Annotated in this window: 12 protein-coding genes and 1 other RNA gene; 6 read left to right on the top strand and 7 right to left on the bottom strand. The window is 48.7% G+C overall.

Annotated elements, in window-relative coordinates; all coding sequences use genetic code 11:
* Positions 1-39: 39 nt before the first annotated feature.
* From N6G83_RS27275 to smpB, 3 genes are all read right to left on the bottom strand, one after another.
* Positions 40-5,595 (bottom strand): DUF3320 domain-containing protein, encoded by a 5,556-nt coding sequence (locus N6G83_RS27275; protein ID WP_211135897.1) that lies wholly within the window; start codon positions 5,593-5,595, stop codon positions 40-42.
* 428 nt (positions 5,596-6,023) lie between these two features.
* Positions 6,024-6,387: a transfer-messenger RNA gene (ssrA, locus tag N6G83_RS27270) on the bottom strand.
* A gap of 48 nt (positions 6,388-6,435) precedes the next feature.
* Positions 6,436-6,918: an SsrA-binding protein SmpB gene (gene smpB, locus N6G83_RS27265; protein ID WP_021178921.1), complete on the bottom strand. Its 483-nt coding sequence runs from the start codon at positions 6,916-6,918 to the stop codon at positions 6,436-6,438.
* A gap of 161 nt (positions 6,919-7,079) precedes the next feature.
* On the opposite strand from smpB, the gene N6G83_RS27260 reads away from it, so the two are divergent.
* Complete coding sequence (locus tag N6G83_RS27260; RefSeq protein WP_021178920.1) at positions 7,080-7,514, top strand: type II toxin-antitoxin system RatA family toxin; 435 nt, start codon at positions 7,080-7,082, stop codon at positions 7,512-7,514.
* Positions 7,507-7,791, top strand: a complete 285-nt coding sequence (locus N6G83_RS27255; RefSeq protein WP_074029510.1) for an RnfH family protein — start codon at positions 7,507-7,509, stop codon at positions 7,789-7,791. Before N6G83_RS27260 ends, N6G83_RS27255 begins: the two co-directional genes overlap by 8 nt.
* Before the next feature lie 113 nt (positions 7,792-7,904).
* On the opposite strand, the gene bamE is transcribed toward N6G83_RS27255, so the two are convergent.
* From bamE to nadK, 3 genes are all read right to left on the bottom strand, one after another.
* Complete coding sequence (gene bamE, locus N6G83_RS27250) at positions 7,905-8,243, bottom strand: outer membrane protein assembly factor BamE (RefSeq protein ID WP_021178918.1); 339 nt, start codon at positions 8,241-8,243, stop codon at positions 7,905-7,907.
* Positions 8,244-8,346: 103 nt separating this feature from the next.
* Positions 8,347-10,008, bottom strand: coding sequence for a DNA repair protein RecN (gene recN, locus N6G83_RS27245; RefSeq protein ID WP_024485806.1), 1,662 nt, complete (start codon positions 10,006-10,008; stop codon positions 8,347-8,349).
* An 86-nt stretch (positions 10,009-10,094) separates the two neighbouring features.
* Positions 10,095-10,973, bottom strand: coding sequence for an NAD(+) kinase (gene nadK, locus N6G83_RS27240; RefSeq protein WP_024485805.1), 879 nt, complete (start codon positions 10,971-10,973; stop codon positions 10,095-10,097).
* A 124-nt stretch (positions 10,974-11,097) separates the two neighbouring features.
* Between nadK and grpE the strand changes: the two genes are divergently transcribed.
* Positions 11,098-11,673 carry a nucleotide exchange factor GrpE gene (gene grpE, locus N6G83_RS27235; RefSeq protein ID WP_021178915.1) on the top strand — a complete coding sequence of 192 codons (576 nt, stop codon included), beginning with the start codon at positions 11,098-11,100 and terminating at the stop codon, positions 11,671-11,673.
* A 55-nt stretch (positions 11,674-11,728) separates the two neighbouring features.
* On the opposite strand, the gene ung is transcribed toward grpE, so the two are convergent.
* Positions 11,729-12,412: a uracil-DNA glycosylase gene (ung, locus tag N6G83_RS27230; RefSeq protein ID WP_021178914.1), complete on the bottom strand. Its 684-nt coding sequence runs from the start codon at positions 12,410-12,412 to the stop codon at positions 11,729-11,731.
* A 348-nt stretch (positions 12,413-12,760) separates the two neighbouring features.
* On the opposite strand from ung, the gene grcA reads away from it, so the two are divergent.
* The 3 genes from grcA (at position 12,761) to N6G83_RS27215 (ending at position 15,031) form a co-directional block, all read left to right on the top strand.
* Positions 12,761-13,144, top strand: a complete 384-nt coding sequence (gene grcA, locus N6G83_RS27225) for an autonomous glycyl radical cofactor GrcA (RefSeq protein WP_021178913.1) — start codon at positions 12,761-12,763, stop codon at positions 13,142-13,144.
* A 176-nt stretch (positions 13,145-13,320) separates the two neighbouring features.
* The gene (locus N6G83_RS27220; RefSeq protein ID WP_211135896.1) at positions 13,321-14,283 is read left to right on the top strand and encodes a DUF2974 domain-containing protein; all 963 of its coding nucleotides are present in this window, start codon (positions 13,321-13,323) and stop codon (positions 14,281-14,283) included.
* Positions 14,276-15,031 carry an ankyrin repeat domain-containing protein gene (locus N6G83_RS27215; protein WP_211135895.1) on the top strand — a complete coding sequence of 252 codons (756 nt, stop codon included), beginning with the start codon at positions 14,276-14,278 and terminating at the stop codon, positions 15,029-15,031. The genes N6G83_RS27220 and N6G83_RS27215 overlap by 8 nt, the downstream gene beginning before the upstream one ends.
* Positions 15,032-15,036: the final 5 nt, after the last annotated feature.

Here is a 15,036-nt window from a genome sequence, read left to right as displayed (position 1 = left end):
AAGGCCGCTTTCGCGACCTTGGGCTACCGTCTACAGCCATTAATTTTCTACTGTTTCGCTAACAATAATCATTGTATTTTCTCTCTTCAGAATACCTTCATTCAATAAACCTTCTATGACTTCAGATATTGTTTTTCTCAAGACACTGCTTGTGGCTCTGAATCCCAACATTCTGGAAACAGATGAAATGATCTCGTCATCTGTGGCCCCTAAGTTTCTTGCCACCACTGCGTTAATGCCGACGGCTATTTCTTCAGGAGCAATCATTTCAGGTTTTCTCAGACCAGATGACTGAACGTTCTGCCGATTTCGGAGCGTGACCTCTGAGGCGCTACACATAAGGAAATTCCCAGCCTGCAATATCGCTCCTTTTTTGCATGCGATACTGATTGCCTGATTTACTGCCGCTTCTATTCTTGCCCCGGCACGCTGTAACCCCCATGCGGTTCTTAGGCGTGTAACAACTTCACTGACATGAATTGGTGACTCTGTTTGAACAATTTTTTCAATCAGGTCTACCAGAATGCTCGCTGGTGTTTCATGAAGCTGCCAATTGGCATGAAACTCTGGGGTAGACTCGATATAATTATCAACATGCTCAAGACTCTGTTCAGCATCGATAAGACCAATTTCTGTTACAGACTCACGTTCAATCGTGATAATTTCAATGGGAACAGCTCTGGTATCAGAACTTCTGCGCTCCAAACGAAGGGCAAGTTCATTTTTTGCTGTTTCGATTGCTTCAACAGTACGTTGCAACTGTTCTTCTGGTCGCTGGAACCAGTCTGAACTCCAAATTCGGTGAATAATCCACCCATGATCCTCTAACACGGATTGGCGCAATCTGTCACGCTCACGGGCGGACCGAGAGGAATGATAGGCTCGACCATCACACTCAATGCCAATCAGATATCGTCCTGGCATATCAGGATCTGCAATGGCTAAATCGATAAAGAAACCAGCAATGCCAACTTGTGGATGGACCTGGTAACCTCTTTTTTGAAGTGCGTCAGCCACCTGTTCCTCAAACACACTATCCATTGTACGATCGGATTTTTGAGCCAGAGATAAACGTCCTGTGCGAGCGTATTGAAGAAACAATTTGAACGCAAAGACACCTTTGCCTTTTGCCCGCTCAAGATCGATATCTTCGTCAGTGATTGACGCAAAAACCTCACAACGTCGTTTTGCTCTACTTATCAGAACATTCAAGCGACGTTCTCCACCCTCCGCGCCTAGAGGGCCGAAGCGCATCGCCATGTAACCATTGGTATTTTTGGCATAGCCAACGGAGATCATAATAACATCGCGCTCATCCCCCTGAACGTTCTCTAGGTTTTTAACAAAGAATGGTTCATTTGGATGGGCATGAAAGAAATCTTCCAACTCTGGATTCAAGCGGCGTAATAACTCTAGTTCATCCTGGATTGCTTTTCGCTGTGAAACCGAGAATGTCGCAACACCCAAAGACAACCCTTTATGATTTTGTGCGTGTTCCATTATTGCTGTAGCTACACGCCTTGCTTCCACCGGGTTAGAGCTGCTGCTTCCTGACTCAAAAACACCATTTTGCACATGATGAAATAGCAACCCCATTCCGGCTTCTTGAGTATACGGACTAGGTACTATAAAGAGTTTATTCTCATAAAATTGGCTGTTAGATACGGCAATTAATGACTGATGGCGGCTACGATAATGCCAACGCAACATTCTCTGCGGTAACCCTCTCGCGACAAATAATCCCAATACGCTCTCGATGTCTGCCACCTGTGAGAGTTCATCATCATCCTCATTATCCGATTCCGTCATCCTAGAGAAGAAGCTGGTTGGGGGTAATTGTCGTTCATCCCCGACGACAACTACTTGCCCACATCTTGCAATGGCGCCGATGGCATCAACAGGTTGGATCTGGCTAGCTTCATCCATCACGAGAAGATCAAATTTTTGGCATCCAGGTACCAGAAATTGTGCAATAGATAATGGACTCATCATCATTACTGGCTTTAGTGCTTGTATCGCCAGGCCAGCCTTTAGCATTAGCTGCCGGATTGGCATGTGCCCCCTCTTACGTGCCATTTCTGCACGCAGAATACCAACAGGGCCTGCACCACCTATTTGAGATGGAATTCTACGATGATGTGCTCTAACCACTTCAAAGCTAGCTGCTTTGATACGCTTACGATCCAAGTCAGAAAACTTTTCCACTTCTCGGGAATGAAGCTCTCCATCAAATCGAACAAGCTCAGGATCTTGTTCCACCATTAATGCCAATAAGGATTCATAATAAGTACGTTCAACAGCGGTGAAGCTGTTTTCTTGCGTAAGGTTTCCATTTGCAAGTTTTTCAATAAACTCGCTCATGCCTAGTTTTTTAGCTAAAGAAGCTCGGTATTGCCAAGCAACCCATTTGGAAAGCTGTTCTGAATTATCCATCCACAATAGTAACTTAGTGCCTGCTGCAAGTATTGATAACTCATCAATTGAAGCTACTTTAAACAGTGTCTCAGTTTTTGAAGCCAATCTTATCGACAGGTTATCGATAAGATTGATAAGTTCAATGCCTGTCTGTTGATACTCCTTTGCAAGTGTCGCTATTTCATTTCGATTGTTGATGTTAGCTGCAATATAACGTAAATCCTGATGCTGCTCTATCCAGTTGGAGGCCTGCATCAATAATTTCCAATCGGACTCACTTTTCATCCAGCTATCCGAAAATGCCTGAGCGCCTAGAATATCAAAAGAATCTATTGTCTGAGATAGTTGCTTCAACTTTATGAGTTTCGATAGTAAGCATCGCCTTTCACTTAAGTTCTCTGGCGCATTTTTAAATATTTCTCTAGATCTTTCGTCAACCCAGATTAACTTTTTAACATGTTTCTCGATAAAATTAAGAGATACACGATTTATAGAAAATTTATTTTCAAAAAATTCATTTGGAGACGAGCCGAAAGCGTTCCATAGAGTATCTAACTGAACACTCACCTGTTCAAACGTGGTGTTAAGTTGCTCAACTTGGTATCTGACTAAATCACGATCCGCAAGGCGGCTAGCAAGAACTCGAGTTTCTGTATTGAATTCTTTTAATGTCTTCATCCAATCTATAAGTGCTAACAATAGTTGGCTATTGCTATTTTCTCCACGCCAATCACTGCCAAATGCGGATTGTCCAAATGCATCGAATTCTTTTATTTTTTTTCTTAATGATTGTACTTCCAGCAGTTTATCTAGTAATTCAACTTGCAATGGAATTGGCATTGAAGGATCGCGAATAAGGGATCGCACAAAAGCCCGTGATTTTCGCCATTCACTGCTTAAAAAACGAAGAGGATCTGTTTGTACTGCCAAACTGTTTCTCGCAGTAATAACGTCAGCTTCCCAAGCAACCCCTTGTAGTTGGTGTTCAATATTAGAATACGTTTCGGTTAATCGTACTATCGAGTTAACAAGGTCTGAAGCTTGTTCAACACCTTGCTCCCAAACGGATGCAATGAGGGCTTCGGGGCTGACATCGGGCACAGAGGCCACTTTTTCACCTAGTTCGATCAACTGCTTGATATCTTGGCAAGTATCACGTCCTATTTGGGAGCCTAATTCAAGCTGGAGTTGACGTGCTTCAGCCAGCAGTTTTGTCAACGACCTCTGAAGAGGAATAGCGGTGGCAAAGCCTGAGGGTAATAAACTATCGGGAAGCGTTTCTAATTCAACCTCGAGTTCAGTAAGAGGCATGCTTAAATTTTCAACTACAATCTCATTCTCAAGTTCTGCAAAGCTTCTTTGATAATCAAGACCTAAATTAATTAGATTATTGATCTCTGTTAGTTGAGTTTTCCATATTGGCGAGGTTAAGGCCTCCATAGAGAGATTGGGCGCGCTGTTAATGTGCTCCGTAACCACCACGAGTTCATCAATATCTTTGAATGTATTTGGAGCAGGGAGTAACGCTACATCTCTTGCCAGTGCTATAGTTTTAGAATAAAAATCCGCTAGTTGGATTAGCACTGTGTTAATATCCGGGACTAAACGTTCCACTTCGCTGGGTATAATTCTTTCAAGACCAACGCCATGCCACGGGTGATTATCAGGTATCCCAATATCATTTACCCTATCTAAGAGTTCTTTTGTAAGATCTAAGCGTTTTGTTACATCATTGCTGCTCCAAAATTCGATACCGTGCAAACGGAAATTTGTTGGGGCTTGGCCAACATGACGTAGACGGACTAAGTGACCCATGACTTGATATGGAGTGAGCTCCGAAGGGCTATAAACCTTATGGATCCTGGCTGGATGCTGGTTTAATAGATCTCGCACTTCGGTCAGATTATCTATCAATGTGTCAGAGAATTCTCCACGTGGGGAACCTAATTCCCAAACTCTTTTAAGCTCTTCCAGGAAGGCGCGTTTGTTTGTTTTGTTGCTGTGTAACTCTAGACAAGCATCGCCAACGCCAGACTGATCAAGACGACGCTTAACAACCTCTAGAGCGGCCATTTTTTCAGCAACGAAAAGCACTGTTTTTCCATCCGCTACAGCTGAAGCAATGATGTTCGCGATAGTTTGTGACTTACCTGTTCCAGGTGGGCCCTGTATGACCAAACTTTTACCCCGACGGACCTCATGAATCGCAAGAGTTTGTGAACTGTCACTATCCATGATGTGCAGCATATCTTTTGGTGGAATAATAGGGTCGATAGGTGCATCTTCGGATAGCAGGCTGTCATCCTCATCAAACCCATCCGACATCAGTGCACGGATAATGGGTTGGGAGGTAATACTATCTTTGGCAGGCCAATTAGCAGGATCTAGATCGCGATACATTAAAAATTTAGCGAAGGAAAATAAGCCCAAAGTGATATCATTTTCTAGAACTTGCCAATCAGGCTTAAGGCTAACTGCTTCAGCGATATCTGACATGTAATTGATGATATTTAATTCATGATTATCATCTAGTCTCATCTCTGGAAGAGTAATTTGGTGAATTCTTTCTAAAAAAGCCTCAAGAGAAAGGTTGGCGATAATTTCTTCGTTCCTTGCTCGTAGTTTAAACCTTTCACCGACATTACCACGCTCAAGAGTTACAGGAATTAAAATTAAGGGTGCATAGCGAATATTTTCTTTATTAGCAGGATCTATCCATTTTAACGTTCCCAGGGCTAAATAAAGAATATTGACACCTTGTTCTTCCTCTAACGTTCTAGAATCGTGATAAAGGTCCAATAGCCTTTTTTGTAACCCTTTAGCCGTTAGCCTTGTTTGGAGTTTTGTATCTAAATGCTGCGCTTTTGGAGTATCATTTTCTTTGAACGGATAGAGAAATGTTTCAATGTTATCATTCGCTTCTTCACTTTCCTGGCTATCATCATCTTTGCCAGTTTTTCCATGCAGGAAGGTAAAGGTTTTTGCTTCAACCACTAATAGCTTATAAATATCTTCAGAGCGCTCATCACACACATCAAGAAATTTTGACGTCCGTGCTCTGGGAATGTTGAGCAATCTATTTCTAGCACCTAAATCAAGCAGTTGCGCTCGCGCTCTTTCAAGTTTTTGCTCAAGGGAGAATGCATTGCTTTGAAATAGTGTCCCTTCGTTATCATTCATACAATTATTAGTCCGTCATATTGTTCTTGTTAACCCCTACGCTATCTGAGATATCATTGCGGTAGGATGCTATGAAAGAGTGCTGATGAATATTTTATAATAATTTGATAATGACTTTACTCCAGCCCCGAGAGGAAGTGAAGAGGGGTATTCTGGTTTAGGTCTCTGTTTTCGCGTCTTTTGCCGAGTGGTCGCAAGATTACCTTTCTAAGGTTCGATTAGACAGAGGAGGATAGGGGGCGATTTACACGTTTAGATAGGATATTTGATGTGGTTAGGAAAATTCTTACCTATTAAAAGTTTCCTCCATAAAGTCGCTAGCCTCATCATCGAGGGCGTAAGTTTTTAACACAAAAAAGCCCGCAACGTGAATTGCGGGCTTTTTCGTCACTGTCGCCGGGTCTATCTGGTATCACTGGCGACCTATTTGGTGGAGCTGGGGGGATTTGAACCCCCGTCCGAAATTACTACACCGTCGGCACTACATGCTTAGTCCAATCTTTACATTCGCCGGTCAGCTGCGGATGGACACGCCACTAACAAACTAGCCTGATTAGTTTTAGCACTTTAGCCCCAGGCAGGACTTCCATGCGATCTCTTTTGGGTTTGACCTCTCTTTATCCCCGTCTTAAGAGCGGAAGCTAGGGAGAGAGGGCTCTAAGCAGGGTATTAAGCTGCTAGTGCGTAGTTTTCGTCGTTTGCGACTATTTTTTTGCGGCTTTTTACGAGGCAAACCGCCCCTCGGCATGCTCCTAGGGCTTCGCAAATCCCGTCGAATCCAGAATCAGCCCCAAGTACTTTGTGCAGTATAACAGAAGATTACCCTGTTAAGCCAGCGGCTTAACGATTGGCATGCTTCATGATACGGGCTTTCGCCGTCTGCCACTCACGATCTTTGATGTCATCGCGCTTATCGTGTTCTTTCTTACCTTTGGCTACGCCGATCTTCACCTTGCTCCAGGCATTTTTCCAATACATGGAGAGGGCGACGACGGTATAACCATCGCGGGTAACGCGGCCGATCAGTGAGTCTAGCTCACGTTTTTTCAGCAGGAGTTTACGGGAACGTGTTGGATCGCATACCACATGAGTTGAAGCAACGTTCAGCGGCGAAATGGTGGCGCCAAACAGATAGGCTTCACCGTCGCGGAACATTACATAACTGTCGCTGATGTTAGCTTTGCCAGCACGCAGTGATTTTACTTCCCAACCTTGCAGGGCCAAACCCGCCTCGATCTCCTCTTCAATGGAGTATTCGAAACGTGCTCGCTTGTTTTGTGCAATGGTTGCGGAACCGGGTTTGTATGCTTTTTTCTTTGTCATAGTGCGCTCATTATACTGGATGACGCAGCGAAAGAAATCCTTTCCCACTCAGCACCTGCGCAATTTCTCGCATTTTGGATCCGTGCCGCGCGTAGCAGATTTTTTGTTTGGCGCCAGATAAATGGTATTATCTGTACGTTTTTTGCCTCTCAGGAAATGATATGCCCCAGATCAGTCGTTCTGCCTTAGTGCCGTTTAGCGCTGAGCAGATGTATCAGTTGGTTAACGATGTTCATTCTTACCCCGATTTTCTGCCAGGATGCACCGGCAGCCGGGTGATTGCCGCTTCCCCTAATGAAATGACCGCCGCGGTAGAGGTGGCAAAAGCCGGCATCAGCAAAACCTTTACCACGCGCAATACGCTGCTGGATAACCAAAGCATCAATATGCAGCTGGTCGATGGCCCGTTCCGCAAGCTGATGGGCGGCTGGCAGTTCACTGCGTTAAGCCCCGAGGCGTGCAAGGTAGAGCTGCACCTGGATTTTGAGTTCACCAACAAACTGATCGAGCTGGCCTTCGGTAAAGTGTTTAAAGAACTGGCCGGTAGCATGGTGCAAGCGTTCACTCAGCGCGCCAAAGAGGTCTACAGTGTCTGAGATACGCGTTGAGGTGGTCTATGCGTTGCCAGAACGCCAATATGTGCGCCAGGTTAAGTTAGTAGCAGGCAGCAGCGTTGAGCAGGCCATCCTGGCTTCTGGGCTGTTAGAGCTACGGAACGATATCGATTTGGCCAGCAACAAGGTGGGTATTTACAGCCGACCGGCTAAGCTGAACGATGTGCTCAATGATGGCGACAGGGTAGAGATTTACCGGCCATTGATTGCCGATCCGAAAGAACTGCGCCGTCAGCGGGCAGAAAAGGCAAAAAAATAAGGCGCTCAATGCGCCTTATCTTCATCAGAACGTTGTCTTCCGAGTTGCAGCCTGCGACTGTCATGAAGGATCTCACTCTTCCCCCATGGGCCGGATGACAGCTCCGGCTCGGCTTACTCAGTCAGTGCCGGTTTATTCTGCAGATCCGTCAACACACCTGCGCTGTCGAACGTCAACGTCAGCGTTTGCTGCGTGATCTTCTCATGGCCTGGCTCTTGGCGGAACACGTAGAACCACGTCTGGGTACCAAACGGATCCTGCATCATTGGCGTGCCCAATGTGTAAGCAACCTGTTGTTGCGTCATTCCCTTGTGGATTTTTGCCACGTCGGTTGGTGTCAGGTAGTTACCCTGGTTGATATCAGGCCGGTAAACCACCTTCTCAAAAGTAGAACAGCCTGCGGTCAGCATCACAAGAACCACAGCGGCAGCTGTCAGCATTTTACAGCGCATAATAATCACATTCCTTTAGGGCATAGGATGCCGATGATAATAGACCTTGCAGCAGTTGGGAACCTTTACAGGGCCTCATTATGACCTCAGGAAAGTAAAAAAGTTATGCGGCCAGCAATTCTTTTGCATTTGCCAGCGTATTTTTAGTGACTTCACTGCCGCCAAGCAGGCGCGCCAACTCTTGCAGACGGGCGCGTTTGTCCAAGGGGGACATCTGGGTTTCGGTTACCGTGCCGTCGGTTTGCTTGCTGACAAATAAATGCTGATGACCGCAACCGGCGACCTGCGGCAGGTGGGTCACGCACATAACCTGGGTTGATTCACCCAACTGGCGCAGCAAGCGGCCAACAATGGCGGCCGTTGGGCCACTGATGCCTACGTCCACCTCATCGAAGATCAGCGCCGGAGTTTCCATTTTACGGGCGGTAATGACCTGGATGGCTAATGCGATGCGGGAAAGCTCACCGCCGGAGGCCACTTTTGCCAATGGTTGCAGCGGTTGCCCCGGGTTGGTGGAGACACAGAATTCAACGCGGCTGGCCCCCTCACTGCTCAGGTATTCCGGTTCAAAGCGGACGTCGATATTAAATTTGCCGTGCGGCATCGAGAGTGCATTCATGCTCTCGGTGATCAGGGTGGTTAACTCGGCTGCATAGTGCTGCCGCTTCTGGTGCAACTGCTCAGCCAGCGCCAGCGCCTGTTGATGATGCAGGTTGACTGCTTCGCTCAGGTGTTGCTGATCGCTAGCCTGTTGGGAAAGCAGCTGTTGCTCATCCAGCAGTTGTTGATGCAGGCCGGGTAATTCTTCCGGTGAAACATGGTGCTTACGTGCCAGGCTGATTTGGCGCGACAGGCGCTGCTCCAGCTCATGCAGGCGGTTGGGATCGAGATCCATGCGGTCTGCGTAATGGCGCAGTTCATCGCTGGCTTCGCTGATTTGGATCGAGGCTTCTTCCAGCATATCCAGCAGGCCGCTTAACTTCTCATCCATGCCGATCAGATCCAGCAGCAGGTGCTTGGTGGTATAGAGCTGGCTGAGCATGTTGTGTTGTTCGTCATCGGCCAGCAGTTGCAGGGCCTGCTGGCTGAGGGTCAGCAACTGGCCGCTGTTGGCCAGACGCTTGTATTCGCTGTCGATCTGCTCAAACTCACCGGCCTGTGGGGCGAATTCGTTCAGCTCTTTCAACTGGTATTGCAGCAGTTGCTTGCGGGCATCGCGCTCGAGAGATTGCTGCTGATGGTGTGCCAGTTCGCGGCAGCTTTGATGCCATTGGTGGTAAGCCTGGTGCATGGCGGCCTGCAAGGCCGGTTCGCCAGCATAGGCATCCAGCAACTGTTTTTGGTGTTCGGGTTTTAGCAGCAACTGGTGAGCGTGCTGGCCGTGGATCTGGATCAGGCGCTGGCCAAGTTCCCGCAATTGGGAAAGGGGAACGGCGGTGCCGTTGATAAAGCCACGGGAGCGGCCATCTGTCCCGATCACGCGGCGCAGCAGGCACTCGTTGCTGTCATCCAGCTGGTTTTGTTCCAGCCATTCGCGGGCGGATGGGGTATCTGCCAGTGAGAAGCGGGCACAGATATCGGCACGGGAGGCCCCCAGACGTACCACGTTGCCGTCTGCGCGGTTGCCGAGGCACAGGCCCAACGCATCAATAGCAATCGACTTACCGGCACCGGTCTCACCGGTGATTGCCGTCATACCCGCTTGAAAGTCGATCTCCAACTCACGAACGATAGCAAAATTGCTGATGGTTAATTGCGCCAACATAGGGACCTTCCTGTGTATAAACACATAACTGTGATTTCATACAGTATAAACTGGTTTTATATACAGTAAAGCGGTTGGCGCCATTTTTAGAATAATTTTTTTGACCAGCCCAATTTGGTGCTCAACGTATTGAAATAGCTGTAGTCCTTGGGGTGGATCAGGTTTAAGTGGAAGTCGCTGCGGCGGATCAGTACCTCTTCGCCTTCCTGAATGGGCAGGGCGATCTGGCTGTCGCAGCTGATTTCCAGATCGCTGCCGATATGGGAAAACTTCAGGCGAATGGTGCTGTCGCCGTTGATCACCAGCGGCCGGGCGGAAAGCGTGTGCGGGAACATCGGCACCAATGCGATGGCTTCCAGCGATGGAGTCAATATTGGCCCGCCTGCGGAAAGCGAGTAGGCGGTAGAACCGGTCGGCGTGGCGATGATCAGGCCATCGGAACGCTGCGAGAAGGCGAAGCGATCGTCTATGTAAACTTCGAACTCGATCATATGCGCCACCTTGCCAGGGTGTAACACCACTTCGTTAATCGCGGTGCTGACGCGGCATTGCTGGTGCTCTTTATGGACGATGGTTTCCAACAGGAAGCGCTTCTCGTCGATATATTCCCCTTCCAGCACGTCCGCCAACTGCTGGAGTGCGTTGTCTGGGTCGAGATCGGTCAGGAAGCCGAGATTGCCACGGTTGACCCCGATCACCTTGATGTCATAACGCGCCAATACGCGCGCTGCGCCCAGCATGTTACCGTCACCACCCACCACGACGGCCAGATCGGCCCGTTGACCAATCTCCGCCAGGCTGCCGGTATCTACGTCTTTCATGCCCAAATCGTGGGCAATCTGGCGTTCAAGGATCACCTTGTAGCCACGGGCAACCAACCATTCGAACAGCATTTCATGAGTAGCCAATGCGGAAGGGTGACGCGGGTGCCCAACAATGCCAATACATGCAAATTTTTTCTTCATCGCTGCCATTTTCCTCACCAGGGACGGTTTATGCCCCACATTGTGACCGGTTGACTTGAAACCCCGGTTTTGATCCCCATAATAAGCCAAGTTGCGAGATTAATGCTAAAACGCGGAGATATTCATGAGTAGTAAAGAACAGAAGACGCCAAACGAGCAAGCCTCGGAAGAAATGGAACAGCAAGCACAGCACGAGGAAGCCATGGCGGCAGGCGCCGATCTGCGCGATGATCGCATTGCCGAGTTGGAAGCCCAACTGGCTGAAGCTCAGCAACGCGAGCGTGATAGTGTGCTGCGTGCCAAGGCCGAAATGGAAAACGTTCGTCGCCGTAGCGAGCTGGATGTCGAGAAGGCTCACAAATTCGCGCTGGAAAAATTCTCCGGTGATTTGCTGCCTGTGATCGACAACCTGGAGCGTGCACTGGAGCTGGCGGACAAGAACAACCCTGAACTGGTCGCGATGATCGAAGGGATTGAACTGACGCTGAAGTCACTGCTGGACGCGGTACGCAAGTACGGCATCGAAGTGGTAGGTGAACTCAACGTGCCATTCAACCCGGACGTTCACCAGGCGATGAGCCTGATGGAATCAGCCGACCATCAGCCGAACCATGTGATGATGGTGATGCAGAAAGGCTACACGCTGAATGGCCGCCTGCTGCGCCCTGCGATGGTAGCGGTATCCAAAGCCAAGTCCTAATAAGACCTGCTGAGGATAAAGGCACCCGCGTGGTGCCTTTTTTGTGCCTGGTGGATCATTCCTGCGGCAGGTGCGGTACCCAGTCAATCGGTGCCAGGCCTTGTTGTTCCAGTAACTGATTGGTTTGCGAAAAGTGGTGGCAACCCAGGAAACCGCGATGGGCAGAAAGCGGGGAGGGATGCGGCGCTTTCAACACATGATGGCGCTGGCGATCGATAAAGCTCCCTTTCTTTTGTGCGTGTGACCCCCACAGCAGGAACACGACACCCTCGCGATTTTCGTTTAACGCGGCAATGACCTTGTCGGTAAAGGTTTCCCAGCCCAGATTGGCATGAGAATGCGCCCGGCCACCTTCAACGGTTAATACGGTATTGAGCAGCAGTACGCCTTGCTCGGCCCAGCTTTGCAGGCAGCCGTGTGTCGGGCGTTCAAAGCCGGGGATATCCGTCACCAGCTCTTTGTACATATTGACCAGTGAAGGCGGCGCAGGGATGCCTGGGCGCACGGAAAACGACAGGCCATGGGCCTGGTTCGGGCCGTGATAGGGATCTTGCCCCAGGATCACCACTTTGACGTCTGCCAACTCGGTAAAGCGGAAAGCGTTGAACACGTCTTTCTGCGGTGGATAAATGGTCTTACCAGCCTGGCGTTCATTAGCTACAAAGGCGAGTGTATCCAGAAAGTAGGGCTGCTCTTTCTCTTTGCCGATGACGTCGTGCCAGGTGAGGGAGGTAGACATAAGCACTCTCCTTTGTTTTTGTTAGCAATTCATGGTGCATAGCTTACCGTTAACCTCCGCTCGGCGAAACCCGCTTTTTCAGTAGGTATGGCGAGCGAGATATACAAATATTTTTGAAAATTTACAAAAATAATTTTAATGAGCAAAAAGGTAAAATTGATATAAAACATAAATTTGCCTCCGTCGCTCATTTCAGTACCCCGTAAAAATTGATTTTAGTCAAAGAATTGACCCGGTTTGACTGGTATACAGAACAACAAGACAACATTGGTTTTACCAAATGGCCGGAAACCACAACCGAGTTTTCGGCGACGTAGAAATTTTTCTCCCTATTACGGAGGCAACAAAATGATTACTGGTATTCAAATCACTAAAGCGAACAATCAAGCACTGGTGAACTCTTTCTGGCTGCTGGATGAAGAGAAATCAGAAGCGCGCTGTGTATGTGCCAAAGCGGATTATGCGGAAGATCAGATCGTGCCTGTTAGCGAACTGGGCCAGATCGAGTACCGCGAAGTACCGATGGAAATGCAACCTACCGTGCGCGTAGAAGGTGGTCAGCACCTGAACGTGAACGTGCTGCGCCGTGAAACGCTGGAAGATGCGGTTAAGAACCCAGAAAAATACCCGCAGCTGACCATTCGTGTTTCTGGTTATGCGGTGCGTTTCAACTCACTGACGCCAGAACAGCAACGTGACGTTATCGCACGTACCTTTACCGAAAGCCTGTAATTTTCGGCTAGGTAGACAAAAGGGAGCTTTGGCTCCCTTTTTTAATGCCTTCACGGCAGAAAATAGATTTTGATCACATTACCTGCAAAAAATAATCATTCCCATTACAGAACTCGTATGACTCGCCGATAGCTAAATCAGTTCCATTTGGGGCTGTCTATTGATAAGGAGTCTCTATGAGTTTGCCTTTGAGTTTCATCTCGACGATGACGCCCATATCCGCTGTATCTGCTGCGGCACTCCCGGCTCAAAACGCAATAAAGCCAGTCCAAACCGACGAGCCACAGGTGACAAAAACTGCTGTGTCGCTCCCCTCTGAAAATAGTCGTAATGCACAAAACCTGTTGAATTCACTGACTCACGATCTCTCTGCTGCGGTCCCTTTGGCTGCTAGGCGGGAGGTGTCTCGTGGGCAAGAGTCTCAGCAGGGCGATTACTCTTTGGCGTTATTGGCCAAGGATGTCTACAACCTAACGGGGCATGGTGCAGAGGGTTTTTCGCGCATGAGTGATAACGATTTGCTGAGTGTTGGCATTGACCCCGCAAGTCTATTGGATACAGCCTCGGGCTTACAGGCGGGTATTTATTCGAATAAGCAGCACTATGTGCTGGCTTTCGCTGGTACTAATGATATGCGCGATTGGCTGAGCAATGTGCGCCAGGCTACCGGGTACGACGATGTGCAGTACAATCATGCCGTGGCGATTGCCAAGAATGCCAAAGCTGCGTTTGGTGAAGCGTTAGTGATCACCGGCCATTCGTTGGGGGGAGGATTGGCGGCAACGGCGGCGTTGGCAACCGGTTCTCTAGGGGTAACATTCAACGCCGCTGGGGTTTCCGATCATACTCTGAACCGTTTCGGTATTAATCCCGCTGCGGCAAAGCAAGATGCAGAATCTGGCGGGATCCGTCGTTACAGTGAACAATACGATATGTTGACGGGGACACAGGAGTCGACCTCTCTGCTTCCAGATGCTATCGGGCATAAAATCACCATTGCCAACAATGAAACTCTGAGCGGCACTGATGCTTGGCGGCCAAGCAAATATTTCGATCGCAGCATGACGGCACATGGCATCGATAAGGTAATCAGCTCAATGGCGGAACAGAAGCCGTGGGAGATCAAGGCGAATGCCTAAAAGGTGGTGCAGAGGCTGCTGGATAGCGGCTCTCGTTTTGCCCCTGTTTGGGATCGCTGGGTTATTGATGGTAGCCAAGGAGCACTATATGGAACAGCAAAATTCGCCATTTGCGGGTACCAATAGCCTGTCTTTATCACAGGCGGTGGCTGAAGGTGATGTTTGGCAAATTAGCCAGCAAGCAACAGCTGAACGGCTTCATGTGCGGGGAGATTTGCAGATTACACTGTTGCAGTGGGCGATTTTGCAGCAGAGGCCAGGCAGTGTGCAGGCATTGATACAGGCGGGGGCAGATATTGGGCAACCTGGTATGGAGGGCAACGGGGCATTGCATACGGCGGCGATGGTCAAGGATGCGCAATATTTACGCTTGCTATTGCAACAGGCTCCCCAGGTTAATATACGTAATCTGGTCACTGGGGCTACGCCATTAGCCGCCGCTGTGCTGGCGGGGCGTGAGGAGCAGGTACGTATACTGTTGAATGCCGGGGCCGACAGTACATTGAGTGACAGAGTAGGGGATACGCCCTTGCACCTGGCCGCAAAAATCAACGCACCACAGTTGGCGCTGCTCCTGTTACAAACGGGGGCTGATGCCAAGGCACTAAATCAGCAAGGGAGAACGTTCCAGTATTACTTTGCCCAGACGCCAGTGCATTTACAGAATAGCGAGTTGCGTGAGCAGTACCGTCAATTGGAGAGCTGGCTCAAAAGTCAGAAATTGGCAGGGCACTATACTCAGCCTTGAAAATA

This window comes from Serratia sp. PL7, from assembly GCF_945957435.1.
This window is presented reverse-complemented; position numbering and strand designations above follow the sequence as displayed.